General features: G+C 44.3%; 19 protein-coding genes. 17 read left to right on the forward strand and 2 right to left on the reverse strand.

The genetic code is table 11. The features are described 5' to 3' along the window. Window positions 1-83: 83 nt before the first annotated feature. From ybaK to V1358_RS14315, 7 genes are all read left to right on the forward strand, one after another. Window positions 84-545 (forward strand): Cys-tRNA(Pro) deacylase, encoded by a 462-nt coding sequence (gene ybaK / locus V1358_RS14285; protein ID WP_347393957.1) that lies wholly within the window; start codon window positions 84-86, stop codon window positions 543-545. A gap of 155 nt (window positions 546-700) precedes the next feature. After that, window positions 701-1,768: a diguanylate cyclase domain-containing protein gene (locus V1358_RS14290; RefSeq protein WP_347393958.1), complete on the forward strand. Its 1,068-nt coding sequence runs from the start codon at window positions 701-703 to the stop codon at window positions 1,766-1,768. Window positions 1,769-1,990: 222 nt separating this feature from the next. Beyond that, the gene (locus tag V1358_RS14295) at window positions 1,991-4,252 is read left to right on the forward strand and encodes an acyl-CoA dehydrogenase (protein WP_347393959.1); all 2,262 of its coding nucleotides are present in this window, start codon (window positions 1,991-1,993) and stop codon (window positions 4,250-4,252) included. A gap of 102 nt (window positions 4,253-4,354) precedes the next feature. Next, complete coding sequence (locus V1358_RS14300) at window positions 4,355-4,744, forward strand: thiol-disulfide oxidoreductase DCC family protein (protein WP_347393960.1); 390 nt, start codon at window positions 4,355-4,357, stop codon at window positions 4,742-4,744. Next, a complete protein-coding gene (locus tag V1358_RS14305) occupies window positions 4,741-5,439 on the forward strand; it encodes an SDR family NAD(P)-dependent oxidoreductase (protein ID WP_347393961.1) in 699 nt (232 codons plus the stop codon). The genes V1358_RS14300 and V1358_RS14305 overlap by 4 nt, the downstream gene beginning before the upstream one ends. A gap of 20 nt (window positions 5,440-5,459) precedes the next feature. Further along, a complete protein-coding gene (locus tag V1358_RS14310) occupies window positions 5,460-6,095 on the forward strand; it encodes a flavin reductase family protein (RefSeq protein WP_347389995.1) in 636 nt (211 codons plus the stop codon). 91 nt (window positions 6,096-6,186) lie between these two features. Further along, window positions 6,187-6,591 (forward strand): cytochrome b562, encoded by a 405-nt coding sequence (locus V1358_RS14315; RefSeq protein WP_347393962.1) that lies wholly within the window; start codon window positions 6,187-6,189, stop codon window positions 6,589-6,591. 66 nt (window positions 6,592-6,657) lie between these two features. On the opposite strand, the gene V1358_RS14320 is transcribed toward V1358_RS14315, so the two are convergent. Together V1358_RS14320 and V1358_RS14325 are read right to left on the reverse strand one after the other, a co-directional pair. Beyond that, window positions 6,658-7,737: a substrate-binding domain-containing protein gene (locus V1358_RS14320; RefSeq protein ID WP_347393963.1), complete on the reverse strand. Its 1,080-nt coding sequence runs from the start codon at window positions 7,735-7,737 to the stop codon at window positions 6,658-6,660. 125 nt (window positions 7,738-7,862) lie between these two features. Beyond that, window positions 7,863-8,516: a DUF6058 family natural product biosynthesis protein gene (locus V1358_RS14325; protein WP_347389992.1), complete on the reverse strand. Its 654-nt coding sequence runs from the start codon at window positions 8,514-8,516 to the stop codon at window positions 7,863-7,865. Between the two features lie 167 nt (window positions 8,517-8,683). Between V1358_RS14325 and dapA the strand changes: the two genes are divergently transcribed. The 10 genes from dapA to V1358_RS14375 all read left to right on the forward strand — a co-directional run bounded on the left by dapA (window position 8,684) and on the right by V1358_RS14375 (window position 15,636). After that, entirely contained in the window at window positions 8,684-9,601 is a 918-nt protein-coding gene (gene dapA, locus V1358_RS14330; RefSeq protein ID WP_347393964.1) for a 4-hydroxy-tetrahydrodipicolinate synthase, read from the forward strand. 116 nt (window positions 9,602-9,717) lie between these two features. Next, on the forward strand, window positions 9,718-10,416 hold the full coding sequence (locus tag V1358_RS14335) for a beta-ketoacyl synthase chain length factor (protein WP_347389990.1): 699 nt from the start codon (window positions 9,718-9,720) through the stop codon (window positions 10,414-10,416). Then, window positions 10,409-11,182 carry a lysophospholipid acyltransferase family protein gene (locus V1358_RS14340; protein ID WP_347393965.1) on the forward strand — a complete coding sequence of 258 codons (774 nt, stop codon included), beginning with the start codon at window positions 10,409-10,411 and terminating at the stop codon, window positions 11,180-11,182. Before V1358_RS14335 ends, V1358_RS14340 begins: the two co-directional genes overlap by 8 nt. Further along, entirely contained in the window at window positions 11,179-11,442 is a 264-nt protein-coding gene (locus V1358_RS14345; RefSeq protein ID WP_347389988.1) for a phosphopantetheine-binding protein, read from the forward strand. Before V1358_RS14340 ends, V1358_RS14345 begins: the two co-directional genes overlap by 4 nt. A gap of 15 nt (window positions 11,443-11,457) precedes the next feature. Continuing rightward, window positions 11,458-11,703 (forward strand): acyl carrier protein, encoded by a 246-nt coding sequence (locus V1358_RS14350; protein WP_347389987.1) that lies wholly within the window; start codon window positions 11,458-11,460, stop codon window positions 11,701-11,703. A 2-nt stretch (window positions 11,704-11,705) separates the two neighbouring features. Further along, the gene (locus V1358_RS14355; protein ID WP_347393966.1) at window positions 11,706-12,275 is read left to right on the forward strand and encodes a COG4648 family protein; all 570 of its coding nucleotides are present in this window, start codon (window positions 11,706-11,708) and stop codon (window positions 12,273-12,275) included. Continuing rightward, window positions 12,268-13,599 (forward strand): AMP-binding protein, encoded by a 1,332-nt coding sequence (locus V1358_RS14360; RefSeq protein WP_347393967.1) that lies wholly within the window; start codon window positions 12,268-12,270, stop codon window positions 13,597-13,599. The genes V1358_RS14355 and V1358_RS14360 overlap by 8 nt, the downstream gene beginning before the upstream one ends. Continuing rightward, complete coding sequence (locus V1358_RS14365; protein ID WP_347389984.1) at window positions 13,592-13,945, forward strand: ApeI family dehydratase; 354 nt, start codon at window positions 13,592-13,594, stop codon at window positions 13,943-13,945. The genes V1358_RS14360 and V1358_RS14365 overlap by 8 nt, the downstream gene beginning before the upstream one ends. Window positions 13,946-13,951: 6 nt before the next feature. Further along, window positions 13,952-14,689 carry a glycosyltransferase family 2 protein gene (locus V1358_RS14370; protein WP_347393968.1) on the forward strand — a complete coding sequence of 246 codons (738 nt, stop codon included), beginning with the start codon at window positions 13,952-13,954 and terminating at the stop codon, window positions 14,687-14,689. After that, complete coding sequence (locus V1358_RS14375) at window positions 14,689-15,636, forward strand: lysophospholipid acyltransferase family protein (protein WP_347393969.1); 948 nt, start codon at window positions 14,689-14,691, stop codon at window positions 15,634-15,636. Before V1358_RS14370 ends, V1358_RS14375 begins: the two co-directional genes overlap by 1 nt. The last annotated feature ends 2 nt before the right edge of the window (window positions 15,637-15,638 follow it).

Raw genomic sequence — 15,638 nt, forward strand, 5'->3', positions numbered from 1 at the left:
CGCTGTTTATGTTTGTTTACATTGGCATGTAAAAATCGATGCGTTGAAGCTCTAAACTCAGTTTTACATTCAAGGATTTTATAATGACCCCGGCAGTGAAGTTTCTGGACAAAAACAAAATAGATTTTGAGTTATTGAGCTTCGAACACGACGCAAGTTACGACAATTATGGACAAGAAGTGGTTGATAAACTGGGTCTACCGCTTGAATCTGTGTTTAAAACGCTGGTTTTAGAAACAGCCGAACACGAGTTTATAGTAGCAATCACTCCAGTTAGTCAGCAGGTCAATACCAAATCGCTTGCTAAAGCGGCAAAGAGCAAAAAGACCATGATGGCACCGGCGCCCGATGTACAAAGAGTGACGGGGTATGTACTTGGTGGAGTCAGCCCATTTGCGCAAAAAAAGCGCCTTGCAACTTATATTCACGAGTCAGCGTTGAGCCAAGCGCGCATATTTGTCAGTGGCGGTAAAAGGGGCCTAGAAATAGGAATTGCGCCTAAAGACATAATTTCAGTGCTCAATGCCAGCACCGCGCAGTTTTAATAATAGAGTAGGCATCTGCTTCTAAAGTGATGGGCAAAATATTGTGGTCAGCCCTTCGCGATGGGTTATGATTAAGTCAAAGCGTTCAAAAAATATTACTCAATACAAACTAGTAGGGGCCGTCATCGGCTAGAAAAGCTCAAAGTATGCTCAAAATGGAATCCGCGAAATTAAAGGCAGAATTTGCTGATAGAGTGTTAGCGGGTTTGTTTGTGTTCGTTGCCATAGTGCTACCTCTGTCAGTATACAAATGGTTGACCATTGGTTTTTTACCAATTTTTCTTATAAATACAGCCATTGGTGGGATTCTTGCGCTGTGCTACTTTTCCAGAAAAAAACTACGCTTTGAGACAAAGTCTTGGGTTATAGCCATCTCATTTATAGTCGTTGGCGTGTGTGGAGCAGCCTCGTTTGGTCTGGCGAGCAATGCGTTTGTGTTTGTCGTAGTGTGTGGTTTTTTCTGCGCAGAGGTGTGGGGCAGAGCACGAGCATTAAAAATCACCTTCTTATTTGTATTATTACTTACCATCGTTGCGACACTGCTCGTGACGGGGATTATGTCCATCTCCGAAGCTGCGACGTCGCATAATCATTCTGCGGTAGGTTGGATCACCTCCATGGTTCCTGCAGTGTTGGTGACGCTAATATTGATCCACTCAACCAGTGAGCTCAAAAGCAAACAAAGACAAAAAACGTATGAGCTGTATATCCAAAACAAGCAAAATGAACACCTCGCAAATTACGACAAACTAACTTCACTGCCGACACTGAACATCGCTCAAAATCGCTTACAAGAGGCGATTGAGTTTGCCAAACAAACGGCGACAAAATCGGTTCTTTTGTACTTAGACTTAGATGGTTTTAAGCAAGTTAACGATACCTTTGGTCATGATGCCGGGGATGCCGTGTTAGTCACTGTTGCGCAAAGGTTTAATGAAATGATTCGCAATACTGACACTTGCTGTCGCATTGGTGGTGATGAATTTTTGATTATCTTACCTAATATGCAAAACGTGGAGCCTGTGCATTCGCTTTGCCAACGATTGATTACTCAGGTGCGCAAACCTATTCAATTTAATGGGCATTCCTTGGCTGTAGGAGTGAGTATTGGTGTTGCTATATTTCCTGACAATGCCATCAACGCTCAAGAATTGCGCTCCAAAGCAGATGAAGCTATGTATCGCGTAAAGCAGTCCGGCAAAAATAATTACAGCTTCGTGTAGCAACCAAGCAATTACCAGCGTCAATCTCACCGTTTGATACAAAAAAATCCAAAATTATTTTTGCGTACACGTGTACGCTCAAAAGCAGGAAATTCAACTGTTTGAGCGTGGTGACGCAAACAGGGTATAAATTTTCTGTTAAAAAAACTGGTTGGACCAATTGATCTATTCAAATTTTTATGCCGTAATATGGGGTATATTAACTGGTCAGATGAGTTGGTTATGAGCTTACGTACAAAATTAAAGAAAGTCCTTCCTAGTATTTCAATCACAGAGCAAGAAGCGTTAGACGCGGGTGATGTTTGGCTAGAAGGCTCAATTTACCGTGGTAAACCTGATTTCGCAGCATTACGCGACGTCCCTGCGGCAACGTTGAGTCAAGAGGAGCAAGCATTTTTAGATGGTCCGGTAGCGCAGCTATTGGAGATGATCGATGAATCAGAAATCCAAGCAGGTATTCACCTACCTGAGCACATTTTAGATTTCCTTAAAAAAGAGCGTTTTTTCTCGCTCATTATTCCTAAGAAATTCGGTGGTCTTGAGTTCAGCCCTTATGCAAACTCAACAATCGTAGCAACGATTTCTACAAAATCTTCTGCAGTTGCAGTAACCGTTATGGTGCCAAACTCATTAGGCCCAGGTGAGCTATTGCTTCACTATGGTACTGAAGAGCAACAAAACCATTACCTACCACGCTTGGCGAATGGTCGCGACATTCCTTGCTTCGCGCTAACTAGCCCTGAGGCGGGTTCTGATGCTGGTGGTATTCCAGATATTGGTGTGGTGAAAGAAGGTGAGTTTAACGGCGAAACGGTATTAGGTCTTGAAGTGACATGGGACAAACGCTACATCACTTTAGCGCCTATCGCCACAGTACTGGGTCTTGCGTTTAAAGTACAAGACCCGGATAAGCTACTCGGCGACAAAGAAGATTTAGGTATTACTTGCGCACTTATTCCACATGATCACCCTGGTGTGCAGCTTGGTAATCGCCATGACCCGATGGGCGTGCGTTTTTACAACGGCACAACGCGCGGTGAGAAAGTATTTATTCCGATGGATTTCATCATCGGTGGCCAGAAGAACATTGGTCGCGGTTGGCAGATGTTGGTTAGCTGTTTGGGCGCCGGTCGCGGTATTTCACTGCCAGCATTGGGCGTTTCCGTATCACAAGTTGCTTTTAAAGGCGCGGCTGAATACTCAGCGGTGCGTGAGCAGTTTGGCTTAGCAATTGGTCAATTCGAAGGGATTCAAGAGAAGCTTGCTGACATTGCGGGTAAAACGTATCTTCAAGAAGCAATGCGTGTGCTTACAACCGAAGGTCTAGGTATGGGCTTAAAGCCTTCAGTGGTCACCGCGATTGCTAAATATCACATGACTGAAATTGGCCGCGATGTGTTGAACTCTGCAATGGATATTCAAGCAGGTAAAGCGATTCAACGCGGTCCTCAAAATACCTTAGCGACAGGTTTTGTCGCGCAGCCAATTGCAATCACAGTTGAAGGTGCAAACATCCTAACACGTAACCTAATGATCTTCGGTCAGGGCGTGATGCGTTGTCACCCATACTTACAGAGCATGGTTGAGTCTATCCATTCGCAAGAAAAGGATGCCGACGCGACATTTAACCGTATCCTGCGCAAGACAGTGGGCTACAGCACAGCGAACGCATTGCGTGCGTTTAAGCATGGTTTATTGCCATTCACTGCTCCGAGTGCATCAAGCCTAGCGGAAGTGCGTCAGTACGAAAAGGCTGTACACAAGTTGTCTTCACGCTTAGCTGTATATGCAGATTTCTCATTATTGGTGTTGGGCGGCAAGTTAAAGCAAGCAGAGATGTTATCAGCACGTCTAGGTGATGTGATGAGCTACATGTATGCAGCGATGGCATCAATCAAATACTACGAGCAGAAAGTAAGTAGTGCAGATCGCTCCGAAGCTGCACCATACTTCCACTATGCTACGCGTTGGGCGTTGCAACAAGCAGAGCAAGCATTGCATAGCTTCCTTGATAACTTCCCGGCTTCTGGCACGCGTAAATTCATGCGTGTACTGACATGGCAGTATGGCTATAAAATGCCAACCATCAGCGATGATCTAGTTAGAGAGCTTGCACATCAAGCGCAATTAGACACGGCGATTAAGAAGCAGCTGACGCATCTAGTGAAGCCGACACCAGGTGACGGTCATGATATTAATGAGCAAGCTTACAAAGCCAAGTTGGCGAATCTTGACGGTCTTGCGAAGGTTCGCAAGGCTATTAAGTCTAAGCAAATTCGTGCTGGTGTACGTTTCGAGCAAACGCTAGACAACGCACTTGCAGCTAGCATCATAGATGCGACTGAATATGCATCCTTGGTTGATTACAACCGCAAGCGTGAGATTGCAATTCGTGTAGACGAGTTCGACTTTGATATGAACCTGCTACGCCCTGATGGCTCTCGTGCAGATTCTCAAGACGCCAGTCTACGTGACGCCAGTTAACTGATAGTTGCTCTTGTGAGCACACCAAGCCCTTAGCGAACGCTAGGGGCTTTTTTTTGATCGACATAAAGTGGTGAAGCGTATGATTCTTAGGAGGAATCTATGCTTACATTGTTTTATGACGGAGCTTGTCCGTTATGTGCTCGTGAAATTGCTGCACTCAAAGGTCATGATGTGAACAACGTCATATCGTTTGTCGACATCAATGATCAAGCACAGTTATCAAAGTACCCACACATTTCCTACTCTGATGCTCAAGCCGTGTTGCACGCAATTGATGCACAGGGAAACATTCTGTTAGGGCTTGATGCTAATGTCGCTGCATGGAATTGTGTGGGTAGGATGGCATGGCTTAATGTCCTTCGAGCGCCAGTCATCAAAGTCATTGCTGACTTCTTTTATCGCATGTTTGCCAAGCACAGAACGAAGATTTCGGGCTTGATATCATCAAAGCATTGTCAGCAATCATGTCGACGTGGTGATGAGTCATGAAGTCGATATTAGTAGTAGGGGCATCAAGCGCTATCGCACAAGCGCTGATTGAAAAACTTGAGGGAGCAGGGGCTAAAGTATTCAGTATTAGCCGTACAATGCTCAATCGTAATAACCACACCCAACTGCACTACAGTGAGGAGTCTATTTCTGCTTGGTGCGACAGCATGCGTCGAGACGGACATGAGTTGTCACATATTTATATCTTCAACGGTATTCTCCACACAGAGTCAATTTCACCCGAAAAATCAATAACTAGTTTTCGTAAAGATGCATTTTACGAGGTGTTGCAGTGCAACACTGTCACGCCTATGTGGTGGTTAATGAATGTCACCAAACTTGTGCCCAAAGGTTCTGAGTCTGTGGTTACGTTATTGAGCGCGCGCATTGGCAGTATCAGTGATAACAGACTTGGAGGTTGGTATAGTTACAGGGCCTCAAAAGCGGCGTTGAATATGCTAACTAAAACAGCCGCAATAGAAATTCGTCGTACTCACAAACAATGTAAGTTCTTGTTGTTTCATCCAGGGACGACAGATTCAAAATTGTCTAAGCCTTTTCAAAAAAACGTACCCGAGGGAAAATTATTCTCCCCAGAGTTCGTTGCTGAGAACTTGGTGTCATTGAGCATGGATCATTCAATCCTTCCCGATTGTGGCTTTTACGACTGGAACAAAAAGCCCATTCCTTTTTAGCGTAAGATAAAGAGAGCAGTATGCAGTTTAGTAAAAAAGATATTGATGCCATGCCTTCGCGGTATCGAGCACACTTTGTAAATAGCCTATCAGGTTACAAAAGTGCAAACCTTGTTGGGACTACCGACACACAAGGGCGACACAATTTGGCGATAGTTAGCTCTGTTGTGCATCTGGGAGCGCATCCTCCCCTGATTGCTATGATTATGCGCCCCGATGTGGTCGAGCGCCACACCTTAGCAAACATCCGTGAAACGGGGTGGTTCACACTTAATCAGGTAAACCACCGCTTCTGGCAAGCCGCTCATCAAACATCAGCTAAATATGACCGCTGTGAAAGTGAATTTAATGCTGTTGGTCTAGAGCCTGAATTTATTGGCGAGTGTCCTGCGCCGTTTGTTAAAGAAAGCTTGGCAAAATACGCAGTTAAATTGGTCAGAGAACAGGTTATTGAAGAAAACGGCACCATTTTATTAGTGGGTGCTATTGAACATGGTGTTGTGTGTGATGAGGCGTTATGCAGCGATGGCCACATTGATCTAAATGCTATCGAGACAGTCGCAGTTACAGGGTTAGATGGTTATCACCTCGGTAGTCGCTTGGGACGCTTAAGTTACGCGCAACCGAATACTTGGCCAACCAAGTTGGATGAATAATAGTATCTTGTGTAAAGGGGGATGACAGTGCCCTTGTGTGTTGGCATTGCTGCGGTACAATAGCGCCAACTTGAACTAAGAGATACCAGCGATGCGAAACGTATATGCTATTTTGTTCGGCTTCATTGTTTCAGTGGTAACAATGAACTCAGCAATGGCGCAACAAGATGTTGATCTTGAAGCGGTCATGAAAAAAATGGGTCATAGTTATAAACTCGCCGTGAAAGCTGACTCAGCTGAAGCTATGTTATCGGCACTGTCGCAATTTGAAAATTACCTCTCACAAGCTCAACAAGCTAAGTTTAAGAATGAAGCTCAGAAGTCGCAAAAAGGCTTAGATGAAGTGTTTGAGCAAGTGGAAATCGCACGTTCTTTGGCACAGAATCAGCAGTTAGATGCAGCAAAAGAGGCGTTAGCCAAGATTGATGTATTGCGCAAAGACTACCATAAACTGCACGAGCCTCCCGGCTTTTGGGAATTGTTGTTTGGAAAATAGGCCAAGGTTGCAGCGCTCGGTAGTATGGCTTCACATACTACCGAGCGATTTAAATCTTAGTGCGCCTTAGCAGCCTTCTTTTAAGCATTTAGCGAGATTCTGCAGGCTGAATTGCCACGTATCTGGGTGTGTTGAGCTGAACCTTGTAAAATTGATTTTTCCTAGTTCATTGTTGTGCATTGTCTCAATCAATTCATGAAACTCTTCGTTATTGGGTTCGAAAATTTCAAAATTACTGTCAGTGGCGAATGCTTTGTTGTCGGTGTGCGAATCGAACAGCATGATCAGCGCAGCCGCACCAAGTAGTACATGCCCACCAACTGATATTTCAGCACGCTCATTATCGGCAATTTTATCCCAATTTACACCACCAACAACTGGCACGTCTTCGGGGCGAACTTTGCGCGCTGCGAGTAAGGCTCCGCTGGCAATAGGGTCGTTTGCAGCCCAAATTACATTAATTTCTTTACTGTGATTGAGTACCCCTAAACTTTTTCGAAAGCCTTCACTTTTGGACCAATTAGCAACATCGCTATGAACTAACTTTACTTGCGGATGCTGACGCAAAAATAAATCCAGACCATGTTGCCTGCTAATCGCTGAATCCGTTAAGTGGTCACCGTACAATGCGAACATGTTGATGGTAGCGTCTTGAGAATAACGACTGAGCGATGCGTTATACAAGGTGCGAGCCAGCTTATATCCCGCGTCAAAATTATTCGGTGCTATGTATCCTACAAGCCACTTCGGTTTTTTGATGAGGACGTCATCATCCGGAGCGTTGAATATAAACAGCAGCGGCTTATTTACCTTGTCTATTTGTTTAAGTAGTTGTGTGACTGCTTTCTTTTCATCGACTACCACAAGGTAATCAGCATCACTTTGCAGTGCAGTGAGCAATTGCTCTTTCATCAAGATGTGGTTTCGGTTGGCATAGCTAGTGGTGAGTTGAATATCTAGGTCTGCAGCAACTGCTTCCATGGCGATGGAAACATTGCGCCAAAACAACCCTGTCGAGTTCTCAAATTGATGACCGGGGTTCACAAAATGCACTTTGAGTGCTGGTTTTGTATCAGTTTCGTTGGCATACACGTTACTAAAAGGATGCAGAGCAACAAGCCATAATGTGAGTATAATTAGACGCACAAAGTTATCTTTTACCCATATTTATCATATACATTCAGTGTATGCTTCACATGGGCTATCGTAAAGTAATGCAGCGTGTTTTTGCCAATATTGGTGCTATTTTGTGTTTAATTTGGGTATTGTCATTATTTCTTAAGAGATAGGTCGTACTTCATCACCAGTTTATCCAAATATTTCGCTCTATAGGAGTGGCTGTACTCATGACTTGGCGGATCAATAATGGCCTTTGAAAACACCTTCAGCAGTGGGTGTACCTTCTTTCTTTGTGTTGTATCTAAAGAAGTCAAAGAAAAGCCCTCGGTCAAAGTGTCCAAACTATATTTAATGGCGTCCATTTGGATGATTTCTTCTATTTGCCCCTGTTTGGTTTGCGTACCAAATTGCCCACTTAAATATTGTTGCCATAGATGCGTTAAATGCTCTTCTAAGTCTTCAACATAACTCTCATCGATATAGAGTTCTTGGTCTATGAGTATTTTAAGCGCTTGTTGCGCGCGCTGAGCAAATAGGTTGAATGCTACGCTAGCACTTGTGATATTGGCTTTATCTAACTGCTTGCCCCATTCAACGCAAGCAATAGGGTAGTACTGCCAAAACACCTGACAATCAAAAATACCTTGAACAGAATGACATTGGATTTTATTTTCTAAGCTGTAACTAGGCTGCGGGAAAATACAAAGATGTTGCCAATGTTCAAGCTGATCATGGGTGATCCCTAACAGCTGGCAGACTTGATCTTCACGGTAAAAATATTGCTCTAAATAATCCAGTAAATGCATAATTTTATAACAACTGTATAAATGTACAGTTATTGTGGTTCAATTCAAATTAAGTTGCAAGAGGTTAATATCATTCATATAGCATTATTATTTATCCTTTTGTTGCTCGGAATTGAGCATTGAATATGGTTAAATTACGAAAAACATCGAACAAGAGAAGCGAACACATGCGAACAATGGAGCAAATTAGACAAGCTCGTGTCATAACAGCGATAAAAACGCCATACAATGATGCCGGTGAAATCTGTCTTAAGACCTTCGATGAGCTTGTTGAGCGCCAAATAGCAGCTGGGGTTGAAGGGATTGTTGTTGGCGGAACAACCGGCGAAGGGCAGTTAATGAACTGGGAAGAGCACTTAATGCTCATCGCTCACAGCGTGTCATCTTTTTCACAGCGCTTGGTGATTATCGGTAACACCGGCAGTAACAATACACGTGAAGCAATTAAAGCGACTGAATACGGGTTCGCAACGGGAATGCATGCTGCGCTGCAAATTAATCCGTATTATGGCCGTACGTCACAGGCGGGTTTGCTCGAGCATTTTAATCGTGTATTGGATATAGGCCCTGCGTTTATTTACAACGTCCCTGGACGTACAGGTCAGGATTTAACGCCCGATTTCATCGCTAACATTGCCTCACATAAGCACTTTATAGGTATGAAAGAGTGTGGTGGTAACGAGCGCATCGCTCAATATGAGCTTGATGGTATTGCATGTTGGTCAGGAAATGACGATGAAGCACATGATGCTTGTCATGAGCACGGTGCCCATGGGGTTATCTCTGTTACTTCAAACTTAATTCCAGAGTTGTTTTGCTCTTTGATGGCAAAGCCACAACCCGAACTCAACAAACAGCTAGTTCCGTTGATGAATTGGCTATTCTGCGAACCTAACCCGATTGCTATCAACACGGCGCTGGCGATGACAGGGGCTGTAAAGCCAGTATTCCGCCTTCCTTATGTACCATTGAGCAATGCGCAGCAAAAGCAAGGTCTTGAATTACTCACATCAGTGGCCACTGAGCACCTAGTTGGTGACGTAACGCCTGCAATAATTAAAGAAAATGACGTTAAATTAGTCTAATTAGACGCTAACTAACATTTTTGAACTTAACAGCCGGTTAATTGTACCGGCTCTTTTTGCTATTTTTTTTACAATCCATTACTATTTGCGCCTTAAGGGTAAACGGACTTTTGGCAATGAAGTGTGCTGTCGAAAAGTTGGCTCTGTATGTCTCGCCAACTTGTTCAGATAATAATGAATTAAATGATCTCATTCAGCGTGTTGTGGATGCTTTGGTGGCGATTGATGTGAGCTGGGTAAAACCTATGCAACGTCGTCGATTAAGTCAATTCGCTAAAATGATTTTAAGCTGTGCGCACAGTGTTAACCCTAACGAAGAGCCAATTCCAATCGTATTTTCTTCTCGTCATGGCGATTTACATAAAACGTCAGATTTGCTCGAGCAGCTTGTTGAGAACGAACCTCTTTCACCTACACAGTTCGGCTTATCTGTGCATAACGCCGTCGTGGGCCTGTTATCAATTTTGACGAACAATAAAGCGCCCATTACCGCGATTGCAGGTGGGATGGATTCCTTATCCAGTGCTTTGTGCGAGGCCTACATTCAGCTTCACAGTGGTGTGACTGACAAGGTGATGATCATTCATGCTGACCGCGAGCTTCCTAACCTATATAAAGAGTTTGCCGACGAGCTTCAATGTGACCATTGCATTGCATTTATTCTAGAGAAACCGCTAAATTCTGACGGTTTTGAACTACAGCAGACAGCGCGGCAAGAGCCCCAATCTAGTCTCGTGTCATCGCTAAAACTGGCATATGCACTGACTCACAAAAGCGACCTTGTGATTGATACTTGGCGTATTAGTCATGGCTAGTAAGTTGAATTACTGCTGGCGCGTTGTGGCAACAGGCTTTTGTTTCGCATTATTTGGTGTCGGTGGCATCATACTAAGTACGATTGTTTTGCCGTGCCAACGACTTTTATCCAGAGACCTTGAGACTCGACAACGAAAGGCACGCCACCTAGTGCACAATACCTTTCGCTTTTTCGTGGGTGTAATGAACACACTAGGGGTGATTGGCTTTCATATTGAAAACCCGAATGAATTTAAGAAGTTGAAAGGCCAATTAATTCTCGCAAATCATCCAAGCCTGATTGATGTCGTTGTACTTATTGCTGCAATCCCTAGTGCTGACTGCGTTGTTAAGGCACACTTATTTAAAAACCCCTTTATGCGTGGGGTGATTAAGAGCACAGGGTACATCAGTAACGCCGACCCCGAGGGGCTTTTACAAGATTGTTGTAAATCATTGGGACAGGGAAATAACCTCATTATTTTTCCTGAGGGGACGCGCTCTCACCTAGGTCGATTACAAAAGTTTAAGCGAGGCGCGGCCAATATCGCTATACGATGCGCGTCGCCAATAACCAGCGTATTGATCACCATGCGCCCGAGCACATTGACCAAAGGGACACCGTGGTACAAAGTAGCCCCGACTAAGGCGCATTTTTCAATGGCGATAGCTGAAGAGCAACCACAACCGTGGGATCATAACCAGCAAGAGCCGTTGAGTATGCAGTCACGTAATCTAACGAAATATTTAGAGAATTACTTTCAAAACCAAGTAGCTAACTTATGAACGACTTAAAACTAGAACTAAAAAAACTAATCATTTCAAGCCTCGACTTAGAGGATGTAGAAGTATCAGATATCGACGACGCAGAACCGCTTTTCATTGATGGTTTAGGTCTAGATAGTATTGACGCTTTGGAATTAGGATTGGCGATTAAAAAAGAATTCGACGTGAAAATCGATGCCAATTCAGAACAAACGAAAGCTCACTTTGCCTCCATCAATGCATTGGCTGAGTTTATTGAACAATCGCGAAATAACGCTTAATTAGTGGAACACAACATGAAAACTGCTGCTGAAATTTACGACGTATTACGTGGCATTTTAGAGAACGACTTTGAAATTGACGCTGACGATATCTCTATGGATGCTAATTTATATGAAGAGTTAGACCTAGACAGCATCGACGCGGTTGATTTAGTCGTTAAGCTGCGAGAAATCACAGGCAAAAAGATTGAACCAGAAGCGTTTAAACAGGTGAGAACTGTTGCTGATGTGGTCAACCAAGTAGAGCAACTCGTAAACTAATAATGCTAAAAGGCATTATTAATGTGCTGATATCCATCGCCTTGTTGGCTTATCCAGTATTGGTGTACGTGGGTCTCAGCCATGGTTACGAACAACAAGTTGCGTGGGTGCTCGTGGCGTTACTCGCCACGCGCCTGTTACTGTCATTTAAAAATCGCGCGATAGGTAATTGGATACTTCCAATTTCAGCCTTTGGCTTGCTTGTTGTTTTAAGCGCCGCGCTCGCAGATGAGCCCAAGTGGTTACAACTGTACCCAGTGATGGTCAACATCATCATGGCGCTCACGTTTTTTGCTTCACTTTTCCAAAAGCAAAGTATGGTGGAGCGTTTTGCGCGGTTGCAAGAGCCTAATTTGAGTGAACAAGGGGTGCGATATACGCGCAAAGTCACGCAAATTTGGTGTGTGTTTTTCGTCATAAACATGCTTGTTGCGACTTACACCGTATACCTTAACGATGTGCAGTTATGGACTTTATACAATGGCTTCATTGCCTATGTGTTAATGGGTAGCTTAGCAGGTGGTGAGTTTGTTTATCGGTATTGGTTAAAGAGGCAGGGCCGCCTTGTATAAGTTAGATGAAATAGTCGTCGAGTATCCCGCGAGTCGTGATGGTAGGGCGATAGATAAAGCATTTTTGCTTGATAAGGTTCGTGCCTATGCCGCACATTATCGACACCTCCCGAAACGCTCAAAAGTGATTCTGTGGCATGGCGACAGTCTCGAATTTGCAACGCGTTTGCTCGCACTGGGGCAATTCGACGTGGATGTTATCTTACCACCTAATTGCCAAGCTCAAACATTGAGAGACCTCGCCAACCTCTCGCCATTTTACAGCGGAGAAGTGCTCGAAGATTTACCCAGTGAAATGGTACTCATTGACGAGTACTCAGACGAACACACTCATCCTGAGCAATTGTATTGGCCTTGCGCTGAAGTAGGGGCTGGCGAGTTGGTGTTTTTTACATCGGGTTCAACTGGCCCTGCTAAAGCAATTGGTAAAACTTGGCGAGCGATAAACACTGAACTGGCAACACTGGAAAGCACCTTTACCACAAACGCTGAAGCTGAATTTGTCGCTATGGTTTCGCACCAGCACATCTATGGCTTGCTGTTTAAATTATTGTGGCCACTGCGTTATGGGCATCGCTTCGAAGTAACTACCTATCAATATCCTGAACATCTTGCAAAGAGAGTAAGCGGCTATAACACCTGGTTTATGGTGGCATCGCCTGCGCAGTTATCGCGTCTAACCCAAGACAATGTGTTGATTCCCGTACGCGAGCGAATTAGCAAAGTGTTTTCTTCTGGTGGTCCGCTGAAAGACGACGACGCAATGACTCTTTTTGCGCAATTGGAGTTGGGTGTAACGCAAGTGTACGGAAGTACAGAAACCGGCGGCATTGGTTATCGTGATGTGGTCAGTAAAGAATTGACGCCATGGCAGCCATTTTCAGGGGTAAGTGTTAGCCAAGGTGTCACGTCGTTGTTACTGTGCTCCCCTTTAATTGAAGAGCCACAACGCGCTCTTGATGATACCGGCAAGGTATTGAGCGACGGTTGCTTTGTGTTAACAGGAAGAGCTGATAGAACCGTTAAAGTCGCAGAGAAACGAGTAAACCTTGCAGGGATGGAGCAACGTTTAAATGCCCATGAAAACGTCGCTAATTGTGTCATAGTGCAATTGCAATCCGGCCGCTTAGGGGCCTTAGTTGAACTTACACACGATGCCAACTCTGCGACGACTAATAAAGAAACGTCCAGTGCATTAAAGCAGTGGTTGTCATTAGAATTTGAGGCGGTATGTATACCGCGAAAATGGCGCTACGTGAGTGAGTTGCCATACAATAGCCAGGGTAAACTGGTGTATAGCGAATTGGAGCAATATTTTGTCTGACTTAGTGCTCACTGAGCCACAGATCCTCGACGTGTCGCATAACGAGGATGAAGTTGTTTTGACGCTCTTCCTTGGGGCTGATTTAGATTATTTTAAAGGTCATTTTCCTGGCGCGCCTATCCTTGCTGGTGTCGTGCAATTGGATTGGGCAGTAAAATACGCACGAAAATATCTAGCCATCAAAGGTGACGTAAAAGACATTGAAGTACTTAAATTTCAAGTTGTTATGACACCTGAACTGGAGCTAACTTTGACACTAACAAAGAAAAAAGAAGACAAATTCAGCTTCAGTTACCAGTCTAATAAAGGTCAACATGCCAGTGGCCGTGTTGTGGTCGCGAGTTAATTATCCATGAAGTTGTGCGTTGTTATCCCAAACTATAACCACACCCATGCCATCGATGATGTCATCGCCCAGCTCAGTGCTGAGCGCTTTGACATAGTCATGGTGGATGATGGCAGTAACGAGCAGGCGCATCGTCATTTTTCATCTTTGGCACAGCGTTATGACAACTTAACTTTGGTATGTCATGAGTACAATCAAGGTAAAGGTGGGGCGGTGCAAACGGGGCTGAAATGGGCATTCGCCCAAGGCTATACCCATGCGCTGCAAGTTGATGCGGATGGCCAACATTGTTTGCAAGACATTGCGCGTTTAATTGACTGTGCAAAGAAGTACCCAAATACCATTATTAGTGGCCGCCCTGTTTATGACGAGTCGGTACCAAAGCATCGTTATTTAAGTCGCTATATCACCCATTTTTGGGTCTGGGTTGAAACCTTGAGCCTATCCATCAAAGATTCAATGTGTGGTTTTCGCGTTTATCCGCTTGCGCCTTGTATTGAGCTATTTAATAGCTGCGAACTGGGTAAACGCATGGACTTTGACATCGAAGTCATGGTGCGCATGTATTGGCGTGGCACGGCGAGTAAATTCGTAGAGACTCAAGTAATTTATCCTGAAAACGGTGTGTCACACTTTCAGCCACTTAACGATAATTTAAAAATTAGCTGGCTCCATACTCGTCTGTTCTTCGGAATGTTAGTGCGCATCCCTAAACTTATTTTTGCACGTCCGAAGGTGAGATAATGAGTCAAACCCATTGGTCGAAAGTGCAAGAGCGCGGCAGTTATTTTGGCATGCAATTTTTATTGGGTGTGTATAAAGTGTTTGGTCGCCGTATTCTGTGGATTTTCATGTTCCCCGTGGTGCTGTACTTTTTTGTTAGTGGTAAAACGGCGAGAAAAGCCTCCTATCAGTATTGGACGAACCTACATGCGTTCGATGCATCCTTGGCCAAACCAGGGTTTACAACAGGTTTGAAACACTTCTGCACGTTCGCTGACAGCGCCTTTGATAAAATTGATGCATGGCTTGGACGTATTACACCGCAATCACTCACTTATGCTAACCAACATCTGTTTGATGATTTGGTTGCACGAAAGCAAGGCGCTATTTTTATTGGCTCTCATCTGGGCAATTTAGAAGTGTGTCGCGCCCTTGGAATGCGCCACACTGATAGCGTCATCAACGTGCTGGTTTTTACCCATCATGCCGTTGAATTTAATCGTACTTTGCAACGAATAAACCCTAATGTCAGCGTTAATTTAATTCAAGTGACCGATATGGGACCTGACTTAGCGATTTTGTTAAAGTCGAAAGTAGAGCAGGGCGAGTTTATTGTTATCGTGGGTGATCGTACTAGTACAACAGCAGTAGGGCGTGTGCATTATGCCTCATTTTTGGGCCAGCCAGCGCCATTTGCTCAAGGTCCATTTATTCTTGCAGCCTTGCTTGAGTGTCCGATTTATTGGCTGTTTTGCATGCGCAACGAGTCGGGTTTTGATGTGCAATTCACGCACTATAGCGACGGTCTTTCTTTGCCCCGTAAAACTCGCCAGCAAGCGTTGGCTCGGGTGATTGAAGACTACGTCAGTGAGTTGCAACGAGTGGCCCTTAAATACCCGTATCAGTGGTTTAATTTTTATGATTTTTGGCAGCGTGACGAATCGAGCACGCGCAACGAGGAGAAGTAGTT

It is taken from the genome of Pseudoalteromonas pernae, assembly GCF_039831865.1.
In the GTDB taxonomy this organism is placed as follows: domain Bacteria; phylum Pseudomonadota; class Gammaproteobacteria; order Enterobacterales; family Alteromonadaceae; genus Pseudoalteromonas; species Pseudoalteromonas pernae.